This window comes from Pseudoalteromonas nanhaiensis, from assembly GCF_051235485.1.
Taxonomy (GTDB): domain Bacteria; phylum Pseudomonadota; class Gammaproteobacteria; order Enterobacterales; family Alteromonadaceae; genus Pseudoalteromonas; species Pseudoalteromonas lipolytica_C.
In genome coordinates this window covers 168,126-193,575 of the sequence record NZ_JBPNYQ010000002.1, presented here as the reverse complement: position 1 = coordinate 193,575, position 25,450 = coordinate 168,126, and the positions used below count along the sequence as shown (strand labels likewise).

Genomic DNA, 25,450 nt, shown 5'->3' with positions numbered 1-25,450 from the left:
ATCCTCACCTCTTAATATTTAAGTGTTTAACTTCTAGGAAAGTTAAGTACTTTATATGGTTTATTTTTTTTATTTTGCCTTTAAAACCTTTTTGATTGATATTTGTAATTTAGGGAATGATTTTAAGGAAAGGTTATGTTTAAAATTTATTGGAAATTAGTATTTATATTCATTGTTTTTTTTCATATTAATGAAACTAAAGCAAGTGAATGTGATCCTGTTAAAGTAGTAAAGAATGTAAATGTAAGAGAACAGGCAAATAAGTTTTCTACGAAAGTTGGTTATTTGGAAGTAGGGCAAAGTTACAACGTTGTAAATGAGGAAAATGGATGGGTTAACTTTTGGTATGATGGACAACTAAGATGGTCTTATAAAAATGGCTACTTAGAAAATGCCGAGTTATCTTGTGTAAAAATTTATAATACTAAAACTGGCGCTGTGAATGTTCGTTCTGAACCTTCTAAGTATAGTGAAAGGTTAGGGAAAGCTTCAGAGGGTTCGACATGGATACTAGTTAATGAAAATAATAGTTGGGGGAAGATATGGTATGATAGTAAACCTGCCTTTATTCATAGTAATTATTTGGAAGAAATACCTAAAGTTACTGAAAAGATAAATATGGAAGTAACTATGGGCTATAACAATGGCTATTATGGGGACTCGATAGATGATTCAGAAAGCCTTTTTGATGATATGCTTGTTTTCATTAATGGTGATTTTGTCGGTGAAATGGTTGATACGGTTAATATCACACTCAATGTTGACCCAACTATAAAAAATACAATTTCGTTAATTGGTAAAGTATCTTCATTTGGTGAGGTGACTTTAACTGAAGAAAACTACCAAACTAATTCAGTGTATATTCCCCTTAATGAAAATCATGGCTATGCTGAGTGGGCAAATATGTCTGTCTCCAGTATTACAGAAAATACGATTGATAAAAACTTTTCGAGTTTTGATATTTCGTTCTCACATAATAAATTACCGATATATATAGATGAAAATAACCCTTTTATCATAAATTTAGCCAGAGTTGACGGTAGAAAAATAAATCTAGAAAAGCAATCATCTGTTGATATATCACATTATTTCCATGTTGTGGATGGCATACTTACACCTAAGTCTTTCGAGGAGTTTAAATCATTTTTTAGTTCAAGGGCTATATTTGGCGAACTCACTTTAATGGTTTCTGCTACAGGTAAAGAGGTGGACGTAGATTATTATGGTGAAATTAATTTCTATATGGACGCTTTTTTATTAGATGGAAAGCTTAACCCACCACCCTCTAATAGCAATGTATCTGTTGCTAATGTTGAAATCAAATTCTCTTATTTATTAAATAATAAAAAGTTAGTAAAAAAGGTCATTACTGATGAGTCAGGTTATTTTAGTATAAAATTATCTTTTGGTAATTGGTCGTTTTCAATAGAGAAAGTGCATGATGGTAAGAAGTATTTTTCAGTAGGAACAATTACAACAGACTATGAGCATAGCAATATAAACGTTAACTTACTAACGGATGTAGATATTAGAGAAAAAGTCCCTTTTTTTACTATGCTAAACACATTATCTAGTGAAAATGATTTATTAGATTTTGGAAAAGATAAAAATGATTATGAAAGAAGTGACTTCGAACAGCCTGTTGATTTATGTGGAAGGAATTTCATTGAGCGCGGATATTTATTTAAGTGCTATTATAGTGAGCCTCTTAAAGATGAAAGTGAGAATGTAAAAAGTAGCAATGTATCGAATGAAAGTGAAACAATTCAAGTGAATAGCTCGGAAGAGAATTTAGTAGTTTCAGATTCTTTGGAGCTATTAGTACCTCAGGGCTCTAAGAAATTAACTGTAAATCAATATATGTATACTCAAGAATACCCTTATTATGTGAAAAAGCAAAGTGCCTACAATGATACGGTTGCTGTTTATGTTTATTCTTATTTGTCAGGGGTTTTATATGAATATATTACTGAAGTTAACTCTATTTATAACGATTTTCCCACTTGGGATAGTCTGGGTGGAGCATTTTATAGGTATACGGTTGACGTTGAAAGTTATGCAAAATTTGACAACTTTCCTGTTTCACTTTATATAGAAACAAAAAATGTAGGTGACTCAAAGAGAACTACGTACGTAGCTGCTAATTTGGCTTATGACTCACCATATATTAGAGTTACAGATTTACAATTAAAAAAAAATAAAAAAGCTACGAAAAACTCTGAAGATACTAATGATTTTTTTAGTATACCGAAATCCGGCGATGCGAACCATTATCATAAGTCAATCAATGTAGAGCTAGAAATACCAGAAGGATATAAGTTATCAAATTTAGATGTTATATTGGTTTTGCCTGATGAAACAGAAATGCAAAGTGTCTTTTCAGGGAGTAATTTCACACAAGTTGGAGATATTGTTGAAGGATTAAAATTAACTGACTTTGTTTCTCAGCTTAGTGATACAACATTTTTTAGTGAATTTAAGTATAAGTTTTTTGCAGAAGCAGAAAATGAAATAGAACCAAGTATTATAATTCAAAGTGAAATATATTATTCAAAAATTTTTCAGCCATTATGGAAAGTTGACAGTATTACACCAAGGTTTGGTGTACGTGACGCTGGTGGAGATGGTTGGTCGTCATATAATACCATCAATTGGCTAAAATCATATGGAAACTTAGTACCTGAAATAAATGACATATCAGGAGAGCACGGAAGGTATATCGGTCATAAGACCCATAAAGTTGGCACTGATATTGATGCATTTTTATTTCATAATATGATAGGTGGTAGATTAGATGTAAGGGGAAAAGCTCGGGCTAATTATCAATTATTAGAAAAATATGTAATTAATGCATTAAATGGAGATGCATACTCCATTGATCAAGTTAGGTTGTGGGTAACGAAATCAAGAGGCGGTTTAGAAGAATTAGCACAATTAAGTTCAGTTATTAAACTTTTTTACACACATGGAGACAGTATGAATCAGGCTGGAATTAACTTGTCATCAGGTTGGGGCCGAACTCTGATAGAAACAGGAAAGCTAGATGCTTTTGGCAAGGTATTAGACTTAGGGCTTTCGCCTTGGTCCAATTACAAAGTTACTTATAATAATGTTCATAATGATCATTTACATATCAAACTAACCGAATAGTTACTAAATATGAATACCTCCTACGAATAAGGGTGTAAGAGGTATTTCATTTACCACGTATAGGTAGCACTTAGCGTATATTGCTCGCCGCGACCAGGGGTACCTGGGACTTCTTCGAATGATTCATCCCAAATGTTGTCAGCTGCTAAGGTAACAAACACATTATCAAGCTGAGCTGGGGTGAATTTTAGCGTTAACTGCGTAAAGAAGGCTTGATCATCAGAGCTACGTAGGCGGTTACTATGTTGTTTACGCCATTCGTTATCGATACGTAGCTCAAGCACATCCATCGGTTGCCATACTGCGCCCAGTGTTACACGGTGATCAGGGTAGTTCAGCGCATAAAAGCTCGCATCAATATCTGCCGTACCATAGTCTTCTGACTTCTCTAAATAGGTGTAGCTGGCAATCAACTCAGTGCTTTCAAACGATTTATTCGCTAAAAACTCAACACCGAAGGTGTCTATATCAACCGGGTTTGCAAAACGAGCTGAGGTTGCATCAAAGCGATATGTCCAATCCGTAAGGTTTTTATCTTTGCGGTAGAAAATAGCTGAATCTAAACGCCACGAAGACTGTTCAATCAGTAAACCTAGTTCAAGGTTATCGGTGGTTTCGCGCTCAAGGCTGTAGTTACTTCTGAATAATCCGCCCGTTTCACTGCCGCCAATTGCTGTATAACCAGGAACTTGTGTTGCTTCGGCGTATGATGCATACCAGGTATGTTCACTGCCATTTTGATGAGCTACTTTCAGACTTGCATCGGCAATAAATGAGGTAGCTGAGCTATCACGGTTTGTATCATCAAATGCAGCACCAACACGTACAGTAAGCTCTTTGTTCGCTGCAAGGGCCGCCTTGTACTCAGGTAAGATACTTAGCTTAGTGTAATTGCGTGACGTAAAGTTGTTTTCAAGAGACGTTGATTCAATTTCATCAGCAATAAATTGGCCAGCATAATTAATAGCATAGCGGTTATTTAAGCGGTGACGCCCAGAGAGTGCCAATGACTTAACCGTGGTTTCGTGAAACGCTTCAAAAATAGCTGGGTTTTCACGAGATAATACATAATGGTCGTTATGTTTACGATAATAACCAGTCACTTCAAGGCTATTGCTCTCACCATACACTTGCTTGTGGTTAAGCATGAAAAGCTTGGTTTCAAGATCTTCGGTTTCGTTAAAATTAAATGGTGTGTAAAGGTTTGGCCAACCAAAAAACTTCTCTTGGCGTCCAAACATAAAATCGGTTTGCGAGGTAGAGCTTGCAAGTTGAATACGCGCTGAGGCACGTTCAAAGTCGTGGTCGCCATTCTCAATTGAGCCATCGCTTTTTGAGTGCGAGTATTCACCCTCAAAACCTAATCGCCAATCTGGTTTACTATCCAGCTTTTGGCTATGGGCAGCATGAATGCTTTGTAAATTAAAGCCATTCGTACCTGTGCCAAGTGAAACGCTGCCAGTGCTTGTGATAGGGCGCCAGCCAAATGAAACTGTGCCAACCGAGCTATTCATACCATAAAGGGCATTATCAGCACCTGTAAGTACTGAAGGGCCTGTTAGCATCTGTGGGGCAATTGGAATTTCAGCAAAGTAGTGGCCAGATTGAGGGTCAAATAACGTACTGCTACCAACACGAAAGCCAGTATTTTCGAAAATACCACCACGAATGGTGACATCAGCTTGTGCTTCAGCCATATTGCGTGATTGCAAATCGACACGCGGGTCATATTCTAAGTTTGATACCGGCGCATCAAAAGTACCAACCGGTTCTTTATTTGCGGTTGCTGAAACTTCAACGGTGATTTGTTCAATGTTGTTGGTGTCTTCTGCTAGCACTGAGCAAGTGACGAATAAAGCGGGAAGTGTAAGCTGTACTGCGCGTACCATCTAAAACTCTCTTGATTATTTTGTTTAATCTGGGGTAGTGGGCTAGTTAGGCGCACTGAAAATTGCGGGTATTGTATCTGAATCACTGAGTTATACCACTCCAACCAGATTTCAATAGGCAATAAAAAACCGCGCTAATTGCGCGGTCTTTTTACTAAAACAGTGTTTAGTTTTGATTAATTGATTGCGGTGGGAAGTTACTTAGAATGTTAGCAACGGTTTCATTGATAACTTCAGTGCGCTTTTCAGGTGATTGATTCTTTTGCAAACGACCTTCTTTAGCGCCACGCCAAACTAACTGGTTAGAAGCGCGGTCAACTACGTCTAAAATTAATGTACCCACTTCGTATTCGCGAGTCGTTGTTTGCGTGTTATAACCCATGCCCCAGTAATTCCAGCGTGCACCGTAACCTACGTTGAAGGTATCTACATCAATTTTTGTATCAACTGACGCATGATAGTTAATCAGTACATCTGCTTGTGCCATATCAACAAGCTTCATACCGCTTTTTTCAAGTTCAGCATTAACGGCTTCACGCACACGTTTTTCCATTAAAGGACTAATTTGGTAGTTCGCTACGTTTTTAGTTAAGCTCGCATTAGGTACCCAAGAGAAGGTTTTATAATTACTAAAATCTGCTGATTTGTCGTAATCCCAGTCAGGCGTTTTAGCACAGGCCGCTAAAAATAATACAGCCGTCGCGATTAATAAGTTCTTCATATTGTTTGCTCCTTGGCAAATTTCCACTACTTGATTGATAACATAACATAAAAATAATTCAACGGAATGATTATTTAAAAACTATGGCACATTTACAAAAAAGTACTGTAATAGTTTGTAATAAATACCCAAACCACCTCAAGGTGCGAGTTTCAGTTGGAATTAAAAGCGATTTAGGCAAGGCATTGATTGCAAGTAATAGTGGTTCTATTGTTCAAATCAATAACGCAGTATAAATCGCTTTTAAAGCAACCCTTTGGGCGCTTCTCAGGCACTTACTCTCATCGTTGTTACTTCTTAAAAGGGACTGCCATTGTTGCAAAGTAACGCCTTGATATTAAGCACCTATGAAACGCTGAATTCTGGATCTTAAGGTGGCTTGGGTATAACCATCCTTGATTAAAGCAATGATTAATTTTTGCAATTAAGCACTGTGTTCAACTTCTATCCAGTCTTTTTCATCAACCCAGTTTTGCGCACCATCTTTCACTGTACGAATTGGGACGATGTAATCACAGCTGACTTGTGGTTTAACTGAGGCAAAAATCGGCACAAAGCCAAAGCTAAGAGCGGTTTCGATAATTGCTTTTTGGTTTTGTGGGTCGATATCAGCTGCTTCATCGATATAAATCGGAATACGATACAGGTTTTGCTCTTGATCACTTAATAAATAACGAATAAACAGCATGCCACAAAGTAGCTTAATGGTGATACGAGTACCGTTAGAGCCGGCTGAGTCTATTTTTTCGAAGTGTTCAGTTTCACCGGCACGATTTACTACTTCAAAACGAATATCAAATAAGTCGGTCAGTGTTAAACCTGCTTTTTCTGAGGCAAGTTTAATTAAATGATCTTTCGCTTCGTTTACCGCAGACTCGCTATAAGGCTCTTGGCTTAATAGGTCTAGGGTATCGCCTTGCTCAAACTGGTTTGAGGTACTGATAATGGTATCAATGCTATCAACTAACATCTTGCGCGGAATAACATTAATTTTGAATGCTTGAAGGTTAGAGATCCGATGCTGACTAATGCCTTTATTAAAGCTGTTCATTTCGCGGCGTAGGCGATCTAGGTCTTCACGCAAGCCTTTAATGGTGGCGGCTACTTCGGTTAACGCAACTCGGCCTTGACGCTCAATAGCATCGCGCTCGTTATCAATGTTATGAAACGCGCTAATAAGCTTTTCGTATTTAGTAAATTCATCGTTTTCGTTATCAAACTTAGTAATACCCGCATTATAAATATGCATGTAGGTGTTACGTACGTTGATATCAAAGTTGCGTAGTTCTTGGCAGTCTTTGTTAAAGTGATGAATGAGATCGCTTAAATTATCAAAATCAATACTGATCTCAATCATGTATGGCGTCACTTTGCCTGAATAAAAATCAAGCGTGTGATCAATACGTTCTGATTTAACTTGGCGTAAACGGTCAGCTTGACGCGCAAGCAGATCTTTTTTCGACTTGATAATCGAACGACGGTCGCTGATTGAACCACTGTTCTTTTGAATGTCTTGCAGGTAGTCGTCAACTTGTTCGCGCTCTGCATTTAATTGCTCTTTTAGTAGAGTTTGTGCATCGACAGATTGCTGCATCACTTCAAATTGTTCAAAGCGTTTTAATGCTTCTTCAGAGGCCATTAGCTCATCATATAGGGCATCTTTTTCTTTTTGCTTTTCGGCGACATTCGCAGCGACTTCACGCTGCTGTTTAAACTCTTTCAGTGAGTTTTCAAGAGCAGCGAGTTGCGCGGTTAATTGCTCTTTATTTTCGCCCGTTTGCATCTGCACAGGACTTAGCTTTTTAAGTTTAATCGTTGCGCCAGGAAGAGTCAGTACACCGCCTTTAACATTGGCCGATAACTGCTCTAAGAACTCACCAAAGGCATCTTCGTCTGTGATCTCAACATCACCATTGCTGGTGGTGGCAAACGATAAGATATCTGGGTTTAGAATACGCGAAATCTCTTCAACTTCTTTCAAAGATAAATCTTCACGCATACGAGTGAATAAATTGAACTCGAGATTCTTTAACTGCAGTTTTAAGCTCTTAATTTGCTTTTGTGTTTCGCTAATGCGGTAATCAAGGGTGTGTAAGCTTTGACCTTGGGCACTGCTTAATGAATGCGATAGCGATTCATAATCTTGCTTAAGTTGCGTAAGGCTAACTTTTAAAGTGGCTTTATTAACCAATTCAAACTCAGATTTAAGCGCTCGATAGTCTAAAAACCATTGTTCAATCTGTGTTTGTTTACGTTCAATATCACGCGATTGCTGAATATACAGCTGCTGCTTTTGTTCGAACTCGTGCTTTTCGTGTTCGATATCTTCAAGGGCAATATTTAGCTCAGTGAGTTGCTCTTGTTGATAGGTTTCAAAGTCAATCAGTGCTTGGTCAATTTTTGGCGCATAGGCAGCAAGCTTACCTTTTAAAACCGTTTGGTTTTCAAGCATAGATTCAAGAGCTGCGATAGGCTCTTGCATTGACTCAAGGGCTTTTAATTCACGTTTAGCGCGATTCACTTTATCGAATGAACGTCGCCACACTTCATAAAAGTCGACCCGTGAGTTTGACATATGACGCTCAAATACACGTAGCATAAAGCGCTTAACATCACTGGCACCTAACTTATGCAAGTTAAGAATACGGCGGAAAATTTCTTTGTAAATCGCTGAGTCTTGCACGTTATTGAGGGGGATCATCTTTAAGTTGATATCGCCATCAAACGGCGTTGCGCCGCCAGTGAGCAGGGCGTTTAGCTCTTGCGCTTTTAATTCGATTGGAATGAAACCTTGCTCTCTTAAGTGATTAAAAAGCTTGGTGAATTTTACAATGGTCTTGCCTTGAGTGTAGTGCTCTAGGTTTAACTTACCTTGGTAGCAAAAAAACTGATGCGCATATCCGGCAATTTTACCAAGGCCAGCAACACCAATCACCACAGGACCATTAGGTAAGTCAGCTTCAAGTAAAATATAGGATTGATCTGACGAAAAGTAGAACTTTCGGGTTTCGTCTAAATCGTGGCCATCCCATTCTGTTAAACGTAAATCATTAATCAGTGGAAATTGCAGGGCATTAATCACCGAGCTTTTACCGGTATTATTTGGCGCACAGATTGAACTACTTTTATCTAGCGGGATCACGCATTTTGCATAGCCTGCGGTATTTAAAAGCGCAAGTTTGCTGAGTCCGTAAAGGCTTTGGCTTTGCATTATTCGTCATCTCCTAGGTAGGTTTCTTCGTTTACTTCCATTAATGCATCGATATAACGATAAATTGGCGCTTGCAGCATAAAGCCGTTTTCTACTTCGCGCGCAAGACCTAAACGTACCATTCGCAGGTAAACGTCTTTGCGTAAATCTGAGCCTGAGAAGATTTCTAATTGATCAAACAGGTGCTTGTTGATTTGCACTAAGGTTTGCATCAGTTCTAGGTCGTTTACTTCATCAAACAAGGCACGCATTGGATCTTTACCCGTATTGGCATAGTGCTCAATCAAGATGTAGATAGTCAGTGCAATGGCACGCGAAATTTTACCCATGTTTGGGGTGCTTTCGTCGCTGCCAAAATAGTAAAAGCCACGGCTATCGTGTTGTAGGTCATGGCCAAGAGCGTTAAATAACGCGCGATAAGCATCAATGTGTTGGTCAAGCTCTTGCCACATAAGCGTGTCTTGCTCACTAATGTGGTAGCCTGATGTGAGCTTTTTATTAATAGCTTGCAGATGCGTTAAATCATCTAAATTAATATCTGTCATGGTTATTGCTCTGTTGCTTTTTTATCGTCAGCAATCGATGAGTTAAATGGGTAAAGAGAGAAGTGTTGCTGGGCAATTTTTATTTTTACTTTCTCTTGGCTTTGGCTAATCTCAAGGTCGCCATCGCTAATTAGTTTTTGATACAAGAACAGCATTTCGTCAGCCTCTAGATCTGGGTAGCTTTCATCTAAAAAACTAAGGAGCGGCTGAGCTTTTTTGCTGGCTTTTTTAAAGCGTTTTCTAAATTGGGTTTTAACATCGTTGTAATCAGGGATATGCGGACTTTGATACGCAGGTACATCATCCTGTTCAGGAAGCTGATATTCATCGTGCTCAAAGTCGACTAAGCCTGCCATATAGGCCACGATATGACGTTGCTGACCAAGTGAAAAACGCTGTGCGTCGGAGACAAAGTTAGGCTGTACCGCACTTAACATGTTATCGACGCCATTTTTACGCACTAAACCAAGCACTTTAGCCGCTTGGCGAGTAATTAGGTTATTGCGGCGTAATTCTTCACGCAGCGGCATCAGCATATCGGCGCTTTTACGTAAGCTTTCACGACCAACTAAATGCATTTCTAAAATACGGGTACGTAATTGTTCAAGCATGCGCTTGTCTTGATATGACTTACCTAGGCGGTCAATTTGCTCTATTTGCGTGCTAATTTGCGATTCGATGGTATGAAAGCAAGCATGAAAATCACCACGAATATCAACCATTTCAAGCATAGGTTCAATGTATTCATCGAACGCTTCAATGACTGCTTGATAGCGCTTTTGCAAAGATTGCACTGCATTGTTAGCTTTGGCTTGCTCAACAATATTTAAAATTGCGTTTTCATTATGGGCAAACAATTTCATTATTTTGCGAACCCGATCATCCATAATGCGGCTAAAGCGGCGTAGCTCGTCGTAATCTTCAATTTCACCCGCTTTAGCAAGGCGGTTACCAAGGCGAGCAAGGTCATCAACGAGCACACTAATTTCTTGGGCAAGACCTAGGTGCTCTTCTTGTAGCAAGAAAGTCGCAAAATCGGCGATCGCGCGGTTGATTTCTAACTGCGATGACTTAGCCAGTGGAATAATGATGTCTTGATTCAATAAACGATTTGTTTCTTTATAAATGCGTTCATTTGACCAAGTGGGTTGTTTTTGTTTTATCGCATTTTGTACGTCTTTCAAGCTGAAATCAGCCATTTTAAAACGTTTAAATAATAGTTCTAACACCCCCCAATGCTCTGTAAGGGTATTTAATAACTTTTTAGCTGGGATCATAAGGCTCCAGTAAATTCAGACTTTGGTGTTAGCGATTAGTAGTAAATTATGTAATTGAGAATAGTTTTATGCTGTCGATGCTGCTAGAATCCGCGCCGAAACACTCGTCTTACAATTTTTACATTATTATAAAGGTTGTTCAAACACCATGGTAACCCCACTTATCCTAACCCTGATAGCGGTGGCATTTTTGCTTATCGTTATAGAGGATATTATCCATGTAAACAAGGCCAAAACGACGCTTTTTTTTGGCACTTTATGCTGGATTATCTTATTTATCTCTCCGATTCATGGGCAAAGCCCAGAAACCATACAACATCAACTGGATCACAATATATTAGAAATCGCGACTTTGTGGCTATTTTTAATGGCTGCGATGACCTTTGTAGCGTATTTAAACTCTAAAGGCTTTATCCAGAATATTGTGCATAAAATAATGCCAAATCAAATCAGTGAACGAAAGCTGATGTTTTTGATTGGTGGTTTTGCGTTTTTATTTTCATCGATATCAGACAACATAACCGCAACTTTAATCTCGCTTGCGGTAGTGATGTCACTGAAGTTAGATCCTAAAAAATTAATAAAATACGCAACCTTAATTGTATTCAGTGTTAACTCGGGTGGGGTGTCGTTGATCACGGGTGATGTTACAACCCTGATGATTTTCTTAGACGAAAAAGTCACCATTGCTAACTTGTTATTATTAATTGTACCTGCACTTGCAAGTGTTGCATTGTTAGCGGCAATGTTATCGGTGGGTATGTCGGGTAATGTGGTATTTGAAAAGCAAACAGCTCGTCGTATTGAAAAAACCGATATTACCATTGCGGTTATCTTCTTCTCGACCATCATAGCCACGTTAACTTTAAGCGTACTTTATAGTGTGCCACCGCTATTAACCTTTTTATTTGGTTTATCACTGATGTTTTTGGTTGCGCAATTTTTAATGCGCAAAAAAGATGTGAACAAAAAAATCATCGATTATATTCGTGAAATTGAGTACGACACCTTATTGTTCTTCGTGGGTGTGTTATTGCTGGTGGGTGCATTAAAAGAAGTTGGCATGCTTGCTAAATTTACTCACCTTTATGAATTGATGGCGCCTGAATATGCCAATTACTTAATGGGGCTATTATCGGCGGCAGTAGATAACGTACCTTTAACTGCTGCACTTTTAAAGGCAGATATTGTGATGAGTCCACAGCAATGGTTGTCGTTTACTTACGCAACAGGGGTAGGTGGCTCAATGCTTATTATCGGTTCTGCGGCGGGTATTATCGCTATGAGTAAAGTAAAAGCGCTTACATTTATGAGTTACCTAAGAATGTCGGTGTATTTATTGATTTCATACACCGTAGGTTATTACGGTTCGCACTTAGCGGGCAGTTTAATTTCATAAAACAACTTGACAGCTAGACGTCTAAACGTTAACTTTCGAAGCCTGCTTTTAACAGCAGGCTTTGTTATTTTAACCAGGTGTTAACTTAACATTCAGAAGAGGTGCGATACTTAGGTAGTTAATGTGAGGTGACGAACGCCGATGACCATTAATGAGGGAAGTACTCGCCGAGAAAATTATCCGGACGTCACGGTTATTTTTCGGTTTATGGGGCTGAATCCTCAAAACTGTCACCAAACTAGGTGGAGAGCTTCTGGCATGGACTACTCTTTATTTTCAAAGCACCCCCTTGCCGAGTTCTTCTTGATTTACTGTGGATAGTTTTCCACAAAAGGAGACGACATGAATACCCAATTAGCCGCCAATACAAAATCAGATTACGTTGTTGCAAAATTTGGCGGTACCAGTGTAGCTAACTTTGATGCTATGAGCCGCTGCGCAGAAATCGTTTGTGCTGATAACCAAGTACGTATTGTTGCTGTGAGTGCCAGTGCTGGCGTGACCAATCATTTAGTTGCATTGTGTAAACGTGATTTGAGCGCGGCTGAGCGTGATGAACATATTACTGGTGTGGTAGCCATTCAAGAAGCAATCTTGGCAGAGCTGTCGCTTGATGCTGATTTAGCACATGGCTTTAATGAAACGCTTAAGGCTTTCCAAAATCTAGCGTCAGAAGGCGCAAAGTCAGTAGCTGAGCAAGATGAGCTATTGAGCTTTGGTGAGCGTTTATCATCGTATTTGTTTACTCAAGTATTACGTGGCCAAGGTCTTGATGCGGTGCGTTTTGATGTACGTAAGGTGCTAAAAACAGATAGCCAATTTGCTAAAGCAACACCTAATGTTGCAGCAACCGCTGCGGCTGCTAAAGAGCATTTAGTGCCGCTACTTGATGAGCAAGTTGTGGTAACCCAAGGCTTTATTGGTAGCAATGAACATAATCAAACAACGACTTTAGGGCGTGGTGGTTCAGATTACAGTGCTGCATTACTCGCTGAAGCAATTAACGCAAAAAGCGTGCATATTTGGACCGATGTTGTGGGTATTTTCAGTACTGATCCGCGTTTATGCGCCAAAGCAAGCCCAATTGCTCGCTTAAGCTTTGATGAAGCGGCAGAAATGGCAACGTTTGGTGCAAAAGTACTGCACCCTGCAACCATTTTACCTGCAAGCCGTAGCCATATTAGTGTGTTTGTTGGTTCAAGCCGTGAACCACAATTAGGCGGTACATGGATTGAAAAAGAAAAGTCTCAGCAACCGGGTATTCGTGCAGTAACGCAGCGTAAAAACCAAATTCTATTAACCGTTAAAAGCCCAGAAATGCTTCTTGCGAGTGGTTTCTTAGCGCGTGTATTCACCATTTTAAGTGAGTTTAATATTTCGGTTGATTTGGTTACTACCTCAGAGATCAGTGTTGCAATTACTTTAGATAACGCGCCAAATGCATCACGTCCTGAGCTTGATCAAGCCTGTTTAGATAAGCTTTCTGAGTTTTGTCATGTATCGGTTGAGAACAACTTGACGCTGGTGGCTTTAATTGGTTCTGAAATTCAATTACGTCAGCAAGAAATGAACTTAATGCAGGTATTAAGTGACTTTAATATTCGTTTAATTTGCCACGGTGCAAGTAAACATAACCTGTGCTTCTTAGTTGAGCAAAGCGAGTCAGATGAAGTCGTGCAGGCTATTCATAGCCGACTATTAGAAAGCCAAGTCGCGGCGTAACTCGTTAAAGTTAATAAAAGAGCACTGCCAGTCAGTGCTTTTTTGTGCCACAACACTTATATCAAAGCCTTCAATAGAGTTACTATTCGCGCTGAAATTATGTTTGCTCAATTCTTCAAATACATTAGGAGCAAGTAGTTTCGCAATTGGCTGTGCACTTGCTTTGGCAAGCGCTTCTTTTAATGTCCAGATTCTAAAAAAGCACTGTGCCTGTTCATCGGGAGTGTCAAAACGGCTAATTAAGTCAACTTCATCTTGATGATAAAAATGCTTAGCGAGTTTGATAAAAGGGCGAGGCTTGCTGCTTTGTTCAATATCAAAACCAAATAGCTGCTGTTCTGGGTTAAGAGCTGCACCGATTAAACCATTTGAATGAGATAAACAGGCCCACACAGGTTCTCTAACCGGGGTATGTAGCTTTAGCTTGCTGTCTTTGTCATCAAACTGGCTCGATATTTCATTGAGGGCTAAATCGTCATTAGGGTAAGCGTGTTGATACAAATATTTTAAGGTTAAGCGAGTCGCTAAGTACTCTTGCTTTGCACTAGGAACTTTGCGTTTTTCAAGCACACTTAACTCAAACTCACTGAGTAATTTATCAACGGGTAAACTTGCAACATCAATACGTGTTGCATCCATAAGCATAATTTTTTTGGCTGTGGTTTGGCACTGCTGTTGAATAATAAGGGTGTTCGAAAAGTAGTGACTGCTCATGGTTTAACGCTTACACAGGGCTTGAATTTAGTTTTGTTTATTTTTACAGCAAATGCACTTATATGGGCACTAACAAACGCAAATAGTTTACGCAGTTGGCTGTAATTATGGTTTAATGAGGAAAAATAATAACAGATTTGTAGATGTATGGCACAAGTTCGTGACGGCTTTCAAAGCCGATTAGGTTTCGTTTTAGCCGCTTCTGGCGCGGCGGTAGGTTTAGGTAATATTTGGGGCTTTCCAACACAAGCGGCAAACCATGGCGGCGGTGCATTTTTACTTGTTTATTTTATTGTTATTTTCTTATTAGCGCTTCCGGCTCTTTATACTGAGCTATATTTAGGTCATCAAGCACAAGCTAATCCTGTAAAAGCATTATCAAATGCATGGCAAGAGACTGCGCCTAAAGTAGGCGCTGCAGCAGGCTATGTAGGCTTGTTTGGTGCGATTGTAATGCTAAGCTTTTATTCGATTGTCGCAGGCTGGATGCTTGCTTATGCCCTTGAGCCAATCGCAAACTTCTTTGGTTTTACTGAGTTAAGTAACTTTTTGCACAGTGACTCCATGGCGCGCAACTTTGTGTTTACACCGCTGATGCTTATTCTTACTGCGAGTATTATTTTAAAAGGCGTTAAATCAGGTATCGAAACTTGGTCACGCCGCTTAATGCCATTATTGCTAGTGTTATTAGTGGCGTTAATTGCTTATATCGCCACACTTGATGGTGCGATGGATGGTTTTGCAGCCTACTTAGTGCCAGATTTCAGTCAAATTCTTGATGCAAACTTAATTATTGCGGCAATGGGACAAGCGTTCTTTTCATTGTCGTTAGGTGTAGGATGTATGATGGTTTATGGCTCTTATTTAAAACCAGATGCGAACCTACCTAGATTAACTGGCACTGTGGCACTGCTTGATACCGGTGTGGCCTTTTTAGCGGGTTTATTGATTATTCCGGCTATTTTTGTTGCTCAACATAACGGTGTAGAGGTATTTAGCGGCGGTAAATTGGTCGGTGAAGGGCAGTTAATTTTTGCAATTTTACCTGAACTGTTTAGCACTATGGGCCAAGTGGGTTTACTCGTTGGCTTATTATTCTTTGTATTAATGTCGATTGCCTCAGTGACATCAACCATCTCATCGACCGAAATTCCAGTGGCATTTTTAGTTGAGAATCACAGTATTGAGCGAAAAAAAGCGACTTTATTTGTAACGCTAGTCGTGTTTATTGCCTCATCACTGATTATCTTAAACTTTGACTGGTTATTTGGCTTAGTGATTATGGTGCTTACACAGTACCAATTACCTTTAATGGGACTGTTCTATTTCATTACTGTTGGCTGGTTATGGCAGCGTGGTAATAAATTGCATCAAGTATCGAGTGGCCCTCATTATTGGTTTGCCCAGTACATTCGCTTTGTCTGTCCGTTATTAATGACGGCGGTATTTGTGAACGTGGCGTTGTTGAAATAGAAATTTGAGTTGCTAGTTACAAGTTTCTAGTTTCAAGGTAAAAGTAAAAGGCGTGGGGTTTAAACCTCACGCCTTTTTTAATTTAAGGTGCGCTTGCTTTAAATAACTTCGTTAGTTAATGGTAAACCTTGGCTTATTTCATTGGCGCTTTGCAATGTAGTGCAGGCTATTTCGCTAAGTGCTTCTTGGGTGAAGAAGCCTTGGTGGCCTGTGACTAACACATTCGGAAAGCTAATAAGGCGTGAAAAAATATCGTCTTGCATGATTTCTTCACGGTGATCTTTAAAGAATAACTCTGACTCTTGCTCATACACATCAAGCCCTAAGTGTCCGAGCTTTTTAGACTTAAGCGCTTGAATACAGGCTTGAGTATCGAGAAGTGCACCACGAGAGGTGTTAATCAGCATGACACCGTCTTTCATCTTCTTAAATGCGCTAGCATCAATTAAATGATGGGTATGCTCGTTGAGCGGGCAGTGCAATGAGATGACATCACTTTGTGTGAGTAATGTGTCTAAATCACATAGGGTGTAAGGGCCTTCACCAGCCATTGGGTCACAAACGAGTACTTTCGCCCCAAAGCCATTTAAGATATTTACCAGTGCTAGGCCGATTTTGCCACACCCGATAATCCCAATAGTTTTTTTAAATAAGTTAAAGCCTAGTAAACCGTTTAAATCAAAGTTGCCTTCACGTACTCGGTTAAAGGCTTTATGGGTTTTTCGGTTGAGCGTTAGCATAAGGGCAATACAATGCTCTGCCACGGCTTCTGGGCTATAAGCGGGCACACGGCAAACCTTTATGTTATGCTCTTTGGCAGCATCAAGATCAACATTATTAAAGCCTGCACAGCGTAATAAGATTGCCTTTATGCCTAGGGCAGCCATATCAGCAATGACGTGTTTGTCGACTGTATCGTTAACAAACACGCACACAGCATCAAAGCCTTGGCAAAGGGGTGTGGTATTGCTGTTTAAGGATTGCTCAAAATAACTGAGCGAAACAGACTCAGCGTATTCAGTTAGATTCCTTTCAAAAAACGGTTGCTCATACTTTTGCGCACTGAATAAGGCCAGTTTCATCATTTAAATTACTCTCTATCACCATTTTGAGGGTTTCGGGTTTGGTGCGCGGGGCATATCGCGCAACGAGTTGACCCTCTGAGTTTATAAGAAATTTGGTGAAATTCCATTTAATTGCGCGGTTTTGTGCTATTCCACGGGTATGACATTTTAAATAATTAAATAAAGGATGGGCCTCTGGGCCGTTCACTAACACTTTGTTAAAAATGGGAAAGCTAACATCAAAGTGTTGCTGATAAAAGGCTTGTAGCTCATTGCCATCAAGCGGTTCATTGTGGCCAAATTGATTACAGGCAAAACCGAGTACGGTAAATCCTTGCTGTTTATAGTCTTGATACAGCTTTTCAAGGCTTGCCATTTGCACTGAAAAATTACATTTGCTGGCTATATTGACAATAAGCGCTGTTTTACCTTGTAACGATTCAAGGCTAAAGTTTTCACCAGATGCAAGCTGGGCATTGAAACGATATATACTATCCATGTTTTACCTGTGTGTTTTTGAACGGTTTAAATGAACTTTTTTTCATTCGCTTTTTAGTTATTCGGTTGAGATAATGAAATTATTACTAATTTATCACTCAAATAGGTCAGTTTTATGTCAATGAAAGTCGCCTTCATCGGATTAGGTGTAATGGGTTACCCAATGGCGGGTCACCTTGCCAACGCAGGTCACACCGTGACAGTTTACAATCGCACAACGGCTAAAGCGCAAAAGTGGGTTTCAGAGTATCAAGGTAATTATTGTGAAACGCCAAGTGAAGCCGCTAAAGGCGCTGATATCGTTTTCATGTGTGTAGGCAATGATGATGATTTACGCTCAGTTGTTTATGGTGAAAATGGTGTACTGGCAAGCATGCATGAGGGCAGCTACTTAGTTGACCACACCACAACCTCTGCTGAGGTGGCACGTGAAGTAGGCGCTCAGGCAAAACTACAAGGTATTGCATTTTTAGATGCCCCTGTTTCTGGCGGCCAAGCGGGTGCAGAAAATGGCGTATTAACTGTGATGGTAGGTGGCGACGAAGCTGATTTTAATGTTGTTCAACCTGTAATGGCTGCGTTTAGCCGTTTTAGTCAATTATTAGGTGAAGTAGGCTCTGGTCAACTTTGTAAAATGGTAAATCAAATTTGTATTGCTGGTGTGGTGCAGGGCTTAGCTGAGGGGTTACACTTTGCAAAACAAGCGGGCCTTGATGGTGAAAAAGTGATTGAAACCATCTCGAAAGGTGCAGCTGGCTCATGGCAGATGGAAAACCGCTACAAGACAATGTGGGCTGGTGAATACGAATTTGGTTTTGCTGTTGATTGGATGCGTAAAGATTTAGGCATCGCTTTGGATGAGGCAAAGGCAAACGGCGCAACTTTGCCGATGACGGCAACAGTTGATCAATATTACGCCGATGTACAAGCTTTAGGTGGCGGCCGCTACGACACCTCAAGTTTATTAGCGCGTATTGAAGCGCTACATAAAAAGTAATATCAATAAAAAACGCGACAATTATTGTCGCGTTTTTTATTACATGCTTTGTGCATAATTGTATAACGCTTTTAAAATATGCAGATTTTTTTCGTTATCATCATTTTCATGAGCCAGATTCTCAAGGGTGATCATGAAATCTTGGCCACTGATCGAAGGGTTATCTTCGCCATGCATTAGCTTGTTTTGGCAATACTGGCGCCATTTTGCTAGCTCATCTTGGCTAAGCGTGTGTGGCCAGTTTCTAGCACGGTATCTGAATAACAAGGTAGCAAACTTTTTATCATCAAAATCAAGCTGCATTGTGGCTAATTGCTCAGGGCTTGCATCTCGAATAATGGCAAATTTAGCTTTATCAGCATGGCTGGTAAAACCGTCATAGAGTTGATAGTCAGGGTTGGAGGTTTCGCCGTAATCACGCTGTTCGTTAAATACTTCGGTTACTTTATCGCGAAGTTCTGTGTTGGCTTTTAAAATAGCGAGATTTTGTAAGCATTTTTCGCGGTCAATACCTAATCGTGCTGCGTTCTCTGGTAACAAGGTTTTTGCTGGCGCAAGAATAGGGCACTTATTTAAATGCACTAGTTTAAGGCCTACCGGTGCTTCGTCTTCGCCAAGATCGCTGTGTTTTGTATAAAGGCGCGTGCGTAGCTCTTCAACAGATAAATCTAATAAGACTTGCGGATCTTCAGTTAAATTAAAGCAAATAATGGCGTTTTTATTCACTGGATGAAAGCTCATTGGTGCAATCCAGCTGGTGCAGCCTTGATTTGCCGGAATTCGTGATGAAGTGTGCACCAGTGGTGTCATGTTAAACACATCAACTAAGTCTGCCAGTGCTTTTTTAGAGCGTAAGCTAAAGAAAAACTGGTACAACTTTGGCTGTTTTTCTTTAATTAATTTAGCCAGTGCAATAGTCGCTGTTACATCACTTAGTGCATCGTGAGCGGCTGCATGTTCAATGCCATTGGCAACGGTTAAGTGTTCGAGTTTAAAGCTTGGTGAACCGTCTTCTTTAAGCGGCCATTCAATGCCTTCTGGGCGCAGTGCATAACATGCTCGGACTAAATCAATAATATCCCAACGGCTATTATTGTTTTTGTATTCACGCTCGTAAGGGTCATAAAAGTTACGGTATAAGCTGTAACGTGTGACTTCATCATCAAAGCGAATACTATTATAGCCCGCAACACAGGTGTTAGGTTGGCTAAATTCAGCATGGATCTTTGCCATAAACTCAGCTTCAACTAAGCCTTTTTGCATCGCAACTTGCGGGGTAATACCCGTTATTAAACACGCTTCAGGGTGGGGCAAGTAATCGGCTGCTGGTTTGCAATACTCAATTAACGGCTCACCAATAATATTTAAATCGAGATCGGTACGAATGCCAGCAAACTGACTTGGACGATCTTTTTGCGGGCTTGCGCCAAATGTTTCGTAGTCGTGCCAGTAAATTGTTGGTTGTTGTTGTTCTGGATAAGCCATGCATTAAACCTTGCTAAGCGTCGAGCCGTTTTGAGTTGTTTTCTGAATTGTCAGAATTATGGCATAGAGCCTAGCTAGTTTATAGAGTAAAACGTAATGTGGCTGTTTAGTGTAACTTTTATAAACACGAGCTGTATAAAAAATGGCCTTGCGGTTAATTTTTATGCTTATATAGTGAGGTGTCGTTAGTTTTTGAGCTGTTTTGTATTCTGTGGCTCGGTATTTGCTAACGAAAACTATCTTTAACAATGAAGGAACAAAAAAATGACTTTATCAGCTTTATTACTATCTACTTTAGCATTCGACGCAACTCCAGCTTCAAGCTTTGATACGACAAAATTACAAGGAACAGGTGGTATAATTATTTTGAACCCAAAAAAGAAAAATCAAGAATTACAGGGAACAGGTGGAATAATTATCCTTAATCCAAAGAAAAAAGAAAATTAACATAATGTAAAGAAAACCAGCCAAGAGCTGGTTTTTTTTAAGCGATAAGATTATGATTATGAACATCTTTAATAGGATGATTCATGCAATATTTAGTCGATTTATATAATGAAATGCTTGTAGCAACATCTGTTCACACAGTGTTTTCAGTGCAGGTAATTATTGCAATTTGTTATGCAATAGCATTAGTCCTATCTCTTTATAGAGCACTTAGAAATAGAGAGCTATTTAGTGACTTCTTATCAATAGCTGTCGTGGTTTTTAAATATCAAATCACATCTCTTTTGATGGAAAAAGTATTGATATATGTTCAAAATACAGGTGAAAGTGGAATTGCTCAAAATGTTTACTTGAGTATTGCTGGTATCAATCTTTTAAGTTTATATATTTTATACAAATTACATCAGAGGTTTAGTTATAAATATGGAGAACTGTTTTTTAGTGTTTTTAAGCTAACGATAGTTGTAACAATCGCCCACTTAATTGTGTGGTTTAAATTTGTAATACTTAATGTTCAAGAAGAACACGCCTATATACATTACATTTACAGCTTCATCGTACTGTATATCAGTTTTACCCTTGCTATCGTAATGTTATTTCCTGGACTACTTAAAACAAAATTAAAGCTTTTACTGAGCCCAAGCTGGCCATTTCATACAAAAATTTAACACGGATTATTCGAAATATATCAGTTCCATACTATTAATATTAATGCTTTTTCCTGATGTTTTGCGCACTAAGTTTGGGTGTATAGTAACATTTAGTTTACCGAGGGATCGTCATGCTTGAACTAATTTACATAGCCATTGTTGTATTAGCAGTTTTGCTAGCTGTAAGCACGTGGCTGATAGCACGCAAAAATATTTTTGAAGAACAAATCAGAAGCAAATCTGTTGAGGTGGTGTGGTGTACGCTACAGGCTGAGCAAGAAACGGATATCAACAAAGCCATAAAACTGTTTAATAGGGCGGAGGCTCTGAAAAACGAAATATGTAGCCTGATGGATAACAGTACAAGCCTTCAAAAGTTTCAGTGGGTAGAAGCAACTGATCTTAAAAACCAGCAATTAAAAGAGCTATCTTTAGGTGAGTTGCAGAAGTATTACGATGAACAAAATAATATTTCTGAGATCTACAACAAGCTCTATAAAGGAAAAAATTAAAAGCCAGATTATTTTATCTGGCTTTGTAGTTTTAGTTCATTTTTTATCTGTTTAACTTGAATATCAGCTAGCTGTTTGAGTGCATCTTGAGTTTGGTTTTCACCCTTGATTAACCCCGCTATTGACATTTTTTTGATACTTTTTAAAAGCCCATTATTAATTGCCTGCAACAATGGGCCTTCTAGTTTAATTAAATTATTTTTGTTACCACTTAGTAGATAATCAAAACTAACCTGAGCGTGTTTACTCGCTTTATCAATCACTTCATATGGTACAATAGCGCTTTGAATGCATTCTTTGCTATAGCCTTGAGTGAGATCTAAAGCTTGCTCAAGCTCAGTGTTATTGGTTAGTTGGTATACTTCGCATAAGCGTTGAAAAATTGCACTTATATGTTGCTGCTCAGAATTTAACTCTTGATCGAACATGGCATATCCTTGCACATTATTTTCTACCAATAGTAAACGACTTTTTCTGAAACCGCATTCATAAAGTGCACGTTTATCAAATATTTAATGCCATATGGTGATACAAGCCAATACCAACTAATACATTAAATGGGAAAGTTATGCCCAAGGAGCAGAGCATAGCCAACCCAATGTCAGCCTCTGGGATGGCTGCTTTGATGGCTGCTGGTGCGGCAATATATGATGCACTTGCTACTAAGCTTGCCAAAATAACAACTGAACCAAGTTCAAGCTGTAAAAGGGTTCCGACACCGACTCCAATCGCGCCAAGAATACTAGGAGTAATAAGAGCAAAAAGTGCTAAGCGCCAGTGATGCCATGGGATAGGGCGTAGTGTTTGAGCTGCCATTAAGCCCATTTCAAGTAAAAACAAGGCCAGTACGACTTTGAAACTGTTGGTTAATAAGCTGGTTACTTGACTACCTTGTTGAGTGCCATACATCATGCCGATTATTACGCCACCGACTAACAATATGACGCTTTTGTTTGTTAATGTTTCATGCCACAGTGCTTTAAGTGATAAATGTTTACTTGAGCTATTACCAAGGCTGCGAAATAGCAGCAGACCGACAATAATTGCTGGCAGTTCTAACATGACTAGATACAGTGTAACTTCAGCGCCAACATCTAAAGCATTTGACTCAGCATAAGCCAAAGCAACAGCAAATGTACCGGCACTTACTGAACCATAGTGTGCTGCAATACTTGAACTATTTGCTACTGATAAACCAAGCAATTTATTTAATATAGGATAAATAAGAAGAGGAATACCTGCACCGAGAAGCATCACCGCGCCCATTTCAGGCAGTAATTTCCAATGCAAGCTGCCGTGCAGCACCATGCCACCTTTTAAACCAATTGTTAGCATGAGCAGTAGGCTCAGCGTTTCGTAAGTTGCTTGTGGAATTTTAAGATCTGAGCGCAATAACCCTGCAGCTAGACCCAAAATAAAAAACATTACAACAATATCAGGCACTTTATTCTCCTTTGAATTTAAAATGTCGTCATTTTAAACAAAAAGAAGCATAGTAAATAATTAAATAAATGCTAGTATCTTATAGGTTTTTATCTATGGGTGGTGGTTATGGATCTAAGACATATTTCTTTTCGGCTATTAGAAGTGTTTATGCAAGTTGTTAAAACTCGTTCGATCAGTGAAACAGCAAGGCAGTTACATTTAACACAGCCGACGGTTTCTCAACAAATTAAGCGCTTACAAGAAAGTATTAGTGAACCTTTAATTATTGTTAATCAGCAAAAAATTCATATTACTGAAGCGGGTTTCGCGCTTTATCAAACGTGCCTACAAGTATTTGGACAATTCGATGATTATCAAGATTATTTAGTTGAGCTTAGAGGAGGAGAGCGAGGGCGTTGCAAAATAGCCATTGTAAACACTGCACAATATATTTTACCTAAGTTACTGGGCCCATATAGTAATTTACATCCTCACGTAGAATTACCGCTGGAAATTGGTAATAGGGCAGAAGTACTTGCTCGATTTGAAAGAGGAGAAGATGACATTTATGTATTTAGTCACCCACCGTCACTAGAACATGCAAAGGCTGGGCGATTTTTGCAAAATCCACTTGTCTTTATTGCTCCTATGCACCATCCACTTGCTCAGCAACAGCAAGTGACTTTAAAAGAGTTAATGAAGGAGCGTTTTTTATTACGTGAGCCTGGTTCTGCAACTAGAATGCTATTTGAGAGTGAGCTGCAAAGTCGTGGCTTAGTATTGAGTAATACAGTGCAAATGGCTAGTAACGAAGCGATTAGAGTCGCTGTAGGCTCTGGCATGGGGCTTGGTGTGGTATCACGCCATGTATTGCCAACAAACGATAGCTCTTTTTGCATCCTTGATGTAGTTGATGTTCAGCTTGCTAGTCACTGGTACTTCGTGGTGCGCACTGATCGTCATCTTTCTCATGCTGCTCGTAGCTTCTTAAAGTTTGCAGAGCTTAACCTTGAGCAATGTTTAGACAAAAACTGGGTCAATAATGAATTAAGTACATTGAATACAAGCTTAGCGTGAAGTATTTTTAAAAAGCCATAGTAACGACTTGATTTCTACCGTTTACTTTTGCTTTGTAAAGTCCTTTATCTGCTTGGGCAAGTAACTCGTTTATATTATTGCTTCCTGACTGATGGGTGATTATGCCTACGCTGATGGTTAATTTTATGCGTTGATCATTGAAAGTAAAATAGTCGTTATTGATGGCTAAGCGAATTCGTTCTGATAAGTTTTCACCCTGTAATTGGTTAGTGCTTGGAAGTATAACTGCAAATTCTTCTCCACCAATCCGAGCTACTAAGTCGTGTTCTCTAAGTTGTGATTTTATTTTATTTGCGACCCACTTTAATGCCTCATCCCCAGTTTCGTGGCCATACTTGTCGTTTACTCTTTTGAAAAAATCTATATCAATCATGACTGCGCATAATTCACTGAGACTATTGTTTGCTTGTTCCAAATAGTTATTGCTAATAGTTATAAAAGCTCGTCTATTGAGTAATCCAGTTAATGAATCTCGATTAGCAAGATCACTGAGTACTTGTTCTGATTCTAAAAACATGAGTAATGGCCAGATCATTGCTGTAAGTGTAGTGATGATGATATGGCTAATTAGAATAATGGCAAACACTTGTGATATGTCTGCCTTTATGTAGTTAAAGTGCTCCATCACTAAAAGACCAAATTGAACAAACATGATGGCGCTGTGGATGAAAAAGCATAGCTGCAAGAGCACTAAGTGGATAATTCGCTCAACATTTAGTCTACGTAAAGCATTCGCTGCGTAGAGAAAACTAAAGGCAAGAATTGCAGTCGTGACGAATTGTTCAAAACCAAGTTGAAACATGGGAAATAACAGCATTGCAGTAGCTAGTAGAAGATATAAGCAACGTTTTAAGTAGTATTTTTCTCTATTGTTATAGGCATGAATACCTAAGACTGCAGCTAGTGGAGCGGCTATTATAAGTAAATTGGCTATAAAGTGTGTCAAAATTGGCAGGTCAATAAACACACGTGAGGTGGCTGTAATTTGGGCTAATACAAAAATCAGGCACGAACTTCCCCAATACAAATAGCTTTGTTGCTGTCTCAAAAAATACAGAGACAATAAGAAGGCACCAATAACCACATTCAGTAATACCGAAATGCTGATTATGGTGGGTAAGTCCACCATGAATATCCCTAATTCCACTTTACGACATAATTAATTATTATGTA

At 39.2% G+C, this 25,450-nt stretch carries 21 protein-coding genes and 1 riboswitch; of the genes, 9 read left to right on the top strand and 12 right to left on the bottom strand.

The genetic code is table 11. The features are described from left to right. The first annotated feature begins 135 nt into the window (after positions 1-135). Positions 136-3,150, top strand: coding sequence for an SH3 domain-containing protein (locus ACSFVZ_RS03160; RefSeq protein ID WP_435558082.1), 3,015 nt, complete (start codon positions 136-138; stop codon positions 3,148-3,150). 50 nt (positions 3,151-3,200) lie between these two features. On the opposite strand, the gene ACSFVZ_RS03155 is transcribed toward ACSFVZ_RS03160, so the two are convergent. The 5 genes from ACSFVZ_RS03155 to ACSFVZ_RS03135 all read right to left on the bottom strand — a co-directional run bounded on the left by ACSFVZ_RS03155 (position 3,201) and on the right by ACSFVZ_RS03135 (position 10,793). Next, positions 3,201-5,039 (bottom strand): TonB-dependent receptor plug domain-containing protein, encoded by a 1,839-nt coding sequence (locus ACSFVZ_RS03155; RefSeq protein ID WP_435558081.1) that lies wholly within the window; start codon positions 5,037-5,039, stop codon positions 3,201-3,203. A 166-nt stretch (positions 5,040-5,205) separates the two neighbouring features. After that, positions 5,206-5,760, bottom strand: coding sequence for a DUF4136 domain-containing protein (locus ACSFVZ_RS03150; protein ID WP_135924267.1), 555 nt, complete (start codon positions 5,758-5,760; stop codon positions 5,206-5,208). A 424-nt stretch (positions 5,761-6,184) separates the two neighbouring features. Beyond that, positions 6,185-8,971 carry an Mks condensin complex protein MksF gene (locus tag ACSFVZ_RS03145; RefSeq protein ID WP_435558080.1) on the bottom strand — a complete coding sequence of 929 codons (2,787 nt, stop codon included), beginning with the start codon at positions 8,969-8,971 and terminating at the stop codon, positions 6,185-6,187. Further along, complete coding sequence (locus ACSFVZ_RS03140; protein WP_063705788.1) at positions 8,971-9,516, bottom strand: condensin complex protein MksE; 546 nt, start codon at positions 9,514-9,516, stop codon at positions 8,971-8,973. Before ACSFVZ_RS03140 ends, ACSFVZ_RS03145 begins: the two co-directional genes overlap by 1 nt. A gap of 2 nt (positions 9,517-9,518) precedes the next feature. Beyond that, positions 9,519-10,793 (bottom strand): MksB family condensin complex protein, encoded by a 1,275-nt coding sequence (locus tag ACSFVZ_RS03135; protein ID WP_435558079.1) that lies wholly within the window; start codon positions 10,791-10,793, stop codon positions 9,519-9,521. 148 nt (positions 10,794-10,941) lie between these two features. Between ACSFVZ_RS03135 and nhaD the strand changes: the two genes are divergently transcribed. Next, positions 10,942-12,192: a sodium:proton antiporter NhaD gene (gene nhaD / locus ACSFVZ_RS03130; protein WP_135924271.1), complete on the top strand. Its 1,251-nt coding sequence runs from the start codon at positions 10,942-10,944 to the stop codon at positions 12,190-12,192. An 88-nt stretch (positions 12,193-12,280) separates the two neighbouring features. After that, a riboswitch (Lysine riboswitch) is annotated at positions 12,281-12,453 on the top strand. An 81-nt stretch (positions 12,454-12,534) separates the two neighbouring features. Then, positions 12,535-13,914 (top strand): lysine-sensitive aspartokinase 3, encoded by a 1,380-nt coding sequence (gene lysC / locus ACSFVZ_RS03125; protein WP_435558078.1) that lies wholly within the window; start codon positions 12,535-12,537, stop codon positions 13,912-13,914. Here the strand turns inward: lysC and ACSFVZ_RS03120 are convergent. Further along, a complete protein-coding gene (locus ACSFVZ_RS03120; protein WP_435558077.1) occupies positions 13,891-14,628 on the bottom strand; it encodes a 4'-phosphopantetheinyl transferase family protein in 738 nt (245 codons plus the stop codon). The two genes, lysC and ACSFVZ_RS03120, sit on opposite strands and share 24 nt — an antisense overlap. Before the next feature lie 147 nt (positions 14,629-14,775). Between ACSFVZ_RS03120 and ACSFVZ_RS03115 the strand changes: the two genes are divergently transcribed. Beyond that, positions 14,776-16,101: a sodium-dependent transporter gene (locus tag ACSFVZ_RS03115; RefSeq protein WP_435558076.1), complete on the top strand. Its 1,326-nt coding sequence runs from the start codon at positions 14,776-14,778 to the stop codon at positions 16,099-16,101. A gap of 98 nt (positions 16,102-16,199) precedes the next feature. On the opposite strand, the gene ACSFVZ_RS03110 is transcribed toward ACSFVZ_RS03115, so the two are convergent. Together ACSFVZ_RS03110 and ACSFVZ_RS03105 are read right to left on the bottom strand one after the other, a co-directional pair. Then, positions 16,200-17,183, bottom strand: a complete 984-nt coding sequence (locus ACSFVZ_RS03110) for a 2-hydroxyacid dehydrogenase (RefSeq protein WP_253038691.1) — start codon at positions 17,181-17,183, stop codon at positions 16,200-16,202. Beyond that, on the bottom strand, positions 17,149-17,664 hold the full coding sequence (locus ACSFVZ_RS03105; protein WP_062564542.1) for a glutathione peroxidase: 516 nt from the start codon (positions 17,662-17,664) through the stop codon (positions 17,149-17,151). Before ACSFVZ_RS03105 ends, ACSFVZ_RS03110 begins: the two co-directional genes overlap by 35 nt. 114 nt (positions 17,665-17,778) lie before the next feature. Here ACSFVZ_RS03105 and ACSFVZ_RS03100 point away from each other — a divergent pair, with 114 nt between their 5' ends. Further along, complete coding sequence (locus tag ACSFVZ_RS03100) at positions 17,779-18,660, top strand: NAD(P)-dependent oxidoreductase (RefSeq protein WP_135924275.1); 882 nt, start codon at positions 17,779-17,781, stop codon at positions 18,658-18,660. A gap of 39 nt (positions 18,661-18,699) precedes the next feature. On the opposite strand, the gene sbcB is transcribed toward ACSFVZ_RS03100, so the two are convergent. After that, complete coding sequence (sbcB, locus tag ACSFVZ_RS03095) at positions 18,700-20,145, bottom strand: exodeoxyribonuclease I (RefSeq protein ID WP_435558075.1); 1,446 nt, start codon at positions 20,143-20,145, stop codon at positions 18,700-18,702. 264 nt (positions 20,146-20,409) lie between these two features. Here sbcB and ACSFVZ_RS03090 point away from each other — a divergent pair, with 264 nt between their 5' ends. From ACSFVZ_RS03090 to ACSFVZ_RS03080, 3 genes are all read left to right on the top strand, one after another. After that, a complete protein-coding gene (locus ACSFVZ_RS03090) occupies positions 20,410-20,592 on the top strand; it encodes a hypothetical protein (RefSeq protein WP_435558074.1) in 183 nt (60 codons plus the stop codon). Between the two features lie 83 nt (positions 20,593-20,675). Continuing rightward, positions 20,676-21,260 carry a hypothetical protein gene (locus tag ACSFVZ_RS03085; RefSeq protein ID WP_435558073.1) on the top strand — a complete coding sequence of 195 codons (585 nt, stop codon included), beginning with the start codon at positions 20,676-20,678 and terminating at the stop codon, positions 21,258-21,260. Positions 21,261-21,373: 113 nt separating this feature from the next. Further along, on the top strand, positions 21,374-21,754 hold the full coding sequence (locus ACSFVZ_RS03080) for a hypothetical protein (RefSeq protein ID WP_135924279.1): 381 nt from the start codon (positions 21,374-21,376) through the stop codon (positions 21,752-21,754). Between the two features lie 8 nt (positions 21,755-21,762). Here ACSFVZ_RS03080 and ACSFVZ_RS03075 read toward each other — a convergent pair whose 3' ends face one another. Beyond that, a complete protein-coding gene (locus ACSFVZ_RS03075) occupies positions 21,763-22,182 on the bottom strand; it encodes a hypothetical protein (RefSeq protein WP_435558072.1) in 420 nt (139 codons plus the stop codon). Positions 22,183-22,258: 76 nt separating this feature from the next. Continuing rightward, a complete protein-coding gene (locus ACSFVZ_RS03070; protein WP_435558071.1) occupies positions 22,259-23,197 on the bottom strand; it encodes a sodium-dependent bicarbonate transport family permease in 939 nt (312 codons plus the stop codon). Positions 23,198-23,305: 108 nt separating this feature from the next. Between ACSFVZ_RS03070 and ACSFVZ_RS03065 the strand changes: the two genes are divergently transcribed. Then, positions 23,306-24,256 (top strand): LysR family transcriptional regulator, encoded by a 951-nt coding sequence (locus ACSFVZ_RS03065; RefSeq protein ID WP_135924282.1) that lies wholly within the window; start codon positions 23,306-23,308, stop codon positions 24,254-24,256. A gap of 7 nt (positions 24,257-24,263) precedes the next feature. Here the strand turns inward: ACSFVZ_RS03065 and ACSFVZ_RS03060 are convergent, their stop codons facing one another. Further along, on the bottom strand, positions 24,264-25,406 hold the full coding sequence (locus tag ACSFVZ_RS03060; protein ID WP_435558070.1) for a GGDEF domain-containing protein: 1,143 nt from the start codon (positions 25,404-25,406) through the stop codon (positions 24,264-24,266). Positions 25,407-25,450: the final 44 nt, after the last annotated feature.

Excerpts from the sequence above, each read along its gene's own strand:
- lysC (WP_435558078.1), top strand. The coding sequence starts at position 12,535 with ATGAATACCCAATTAGCCGCCAATACAAAATCAGATTACGTTGTTGCA.
- ACSFVZ_RS03145 (WP_435558080.1), bottom strand. The coding sequence starts at position 8,971 with ATGCAAAGCCAAAGCCTTTACGGACTCAGCAAACTTGCGCTTTTAAAT.
- ACSFVZ_RS03075 (WP_435558072.1), bottom strand. The coding sequence starts at position 22,182 with ATGTTCGATCAAGAGTTAAATTCTGAGCAGCAACATATAAGTGCAATT.
- ACSFVZ_RS03090 (WP_435558074.1), top strand. The coding sequence starts at position 20,410 with ATGACTTTATCAGCTTTATTACTATCTACTTTAGCATTCGACGCAACT.
- ACSFVZ_RS03060 (WP_435558070.1), bottom strand. The coding sequence starts at position 25,406 with ATGGTGGACTTACCCACCATAATCAGCATTTCGGTATTACTGAATGTG.
- nhaD (WP_135924271.1), top strand. The coding sequence starts at position 10,942 with ATGGTAACCCCACTTATCCTAACCCTGATAGCGGTGGCATTTTTGCTT.
- ACSFVZ_RS03085 (WP_435558073.1), top strand. The coding sequence starts at position 20,676 with ATGCAATATTTAGTCGATTTATATAATGAAATGCTTGTAGCAACATCT.
- ACSFVZ_RS03120 (WP_435558077.1), bottom strand. The coding sequence starts at position 14,628 with ATGAGCAGTCACTACTTTTCGAACACCCTTATTATTCAACAGCAGTGC.
- ACSFVZ_RS03140 (WP_063705788.1), bottom strand. The coding sequence starts at position 9,516 with ATGACAGATATTAATTTAGATGATTTAACGCATCTGCAAGCTATTAAT.
- ACSFVZ_RS03100 (WP_135924275.1), top strand. The coding sequence starts at position 17,779 with ATGTCAATGAAAGTCGCCTTCATCGGATTAGGTGTAATGGGTTACCCA.
- ACSFVZ_RS03110 (WP_253038691.1), bottom strand. The coding sequence starts at position 17,183 with ATGAAACTGGCCTTATTCAGTGCGCAAAAGTATGAGCAACCGTTTTTT.
- ACSFVZ_RS03155 (WP_435558081.1), bottom strand. The coding sequence starts at position 5,039 with ATGGTACGCGCAGTACAGCTTACACTTCCCGCTTTATTCGTCACTTGC.
- ACSFVZ_RS03080 (WP_135924279.1), top strand. The coding sequence starts at position 21,374 with ATGCTTGAACTAATTTACATAGCCATTGTTGTATTAGCAGTTTTGCTA.
- ACSFVZ_RS03135 (WP_435558079.1), bottom strand. The coding sequence starts at position 10,793 with ATGATCCCAGCTAAAAAGTTATTAAATACCCTTACAGAGCATTGGGGG.
- ACSFVZ_RS03065 (WP_135924282.1), top strand. The coding sequence starts at position 23,306 with ATGGATCTAAGACATATTTCTTTTCGGCTATTAGAAGTGTTTATGCAA.
- sbcB (WP_435558075.1), bottom strand. The coding sequence starts at position 20,145 with ATGGCTTATCCAGAACAACAACAACCAACAATTTACTGGCACGACTAC.
- ACSFVZ_RS03115 (WP_435558076.1), top strand. The coding sequence starts at position 14,776 with ATGGCACAAGTTCGTGACGGCTTTCAAAGCCGATTAGGTTTCGTTTTA.
- ACSFVZ_RS03105 (WP_062564542.1), bottom strand. The coding sequence starts at position 17,664 with ATGGATAGTATATATCGTTTCAATGCCCAGCTTGCATCTGGTGAAAAC.
- ACSFVZ_RS03150 (WP_135924267.1), bottom strand. The coding sequence starts at position 5,760 with ATGAAGAACTTATTAATCGCGACGGCTGTATTATTTTTAGCGGCCTGT.
- ACSFVZ_RS03160 (WP_435558082.1), top strand. The coding sequence starts at position 136 with ATGTTTAAAATTTATTGGAAATTAGTATTTATATTCATTGTTTTTTTT.